Here is a 1044-nt window from a genome sequence, read left to right on the forward strand (position 1 = left end):
CATCACACCTGATTTGGTTGGGATGTTTGGATGCTGCTCTTTGAATTTTCTTAACAGATCAAGAGACCACTTGTAGTTCGCACCTGGACGCGCTTTACGGTATAGACGCGGCGCCGTCTCTAGGTTGTGGTTGAAAACATCTGGTGGATTGTCTTTCATTAGTTCAAGCGCAACGTCCATACGACCACGGAAGTCCGGAACCAGTGTTTCGATACGAATGTTTGGGTTTTGCTCGCGAATTTCACGGTTACAATCAGCAAAGTGTTGAGCACCGCCATCACGTAAGTCATCGCGGTCCACTGAAGTGATTACAACGTACTTCAGTTTCATGTCTTTAATCGTCTTAGCCAGTTTCTTCGGCTCTTCGGCTTCTGGAGCATTTGGTCGACCATGGGCAACATCACAGAACGGGCAGCGACGAGTACAGATAGCGCCAAGAATCATAAACGTTGCCGTGCCGTGGTTAAAACACTCAGCTAGGTTAGGGCAAGACGCTTCTTCACAAACTGAGTGCAGGTTGTTTTTGCGCATTGCAGATTTGATTTCTTGAATACGATGGCTGTCTGAAGGAAGTTTAATCTTCATCCATGCAGGCTTACGTAAAACTTCTTTCTGTTCAGCAGGCATATTCTTTACGGGAATTAATGCCATTTTGTCAGCGTCACGATATTTAACGCCTTTTTCCATTTGGATTGGTTTGCTCATGATTTTATGCTTCTGCTGTAATGTTACTGGTGGCTTGAATGTCTACTTGGTCATAGCCGAGTAGTTCTACGAGCTCTTGTATTAACTGTTGCTCAACGTTTTCTAGTTCACTTGGACCGCCGAGTTGGCTTACTTGCGCCATTTCCATCCCTTGGTAACCACATGGGTTAATACGTTGGAATGGAGACAAGTCCATATCGACGTTGAGTGCTAGCCCGTGGAACGAGCAGCCGCGTCGAATTCGTAATCCGAGTGAACAGATTTTCTTGCCATCGACATAAACACCAGGAGCGTCAGGTCGGGCAGTTGAATCTATATTGTAAGCTTTCAGAGTATTGA

2 protein-coding genes are annotated in these 1044 nt (G+C 45.8%); both read right to left on the minus strand.

Annotated features, from left to right (window positions below; genetic code table 11):
* Positions 1-705: lipoyl synthase (lipA, locus tag AB4496_RS28590; RefSeq protein WP_372133462.1), on the minus strand; the 705-nt coding region annotated here is incomplete at its 3' end.
* Between the two features lie 4 nt (positions 706-709).
* The coding region (gene lipB / locus AB4496_RS28595; RefSeq protein ID WP_372133463.1) for a lipoyl(octanoyl) transferase LipB at positions 710-1044 on the minus strand (335 nt) is incomplete at its 5' end.

The sequence above is a fragment of the Vibrio sp. 10N.222.46.A1 genome, assembly GCF_041473595.1.
Taxonomy (GTDB): domain Bacteria; phylum Pseudomonadota; class Gammaproteobacteria; order Enterobacterales; family Vibrionaceae; genus Vibrio; species Vibrio tasmaniensis_A.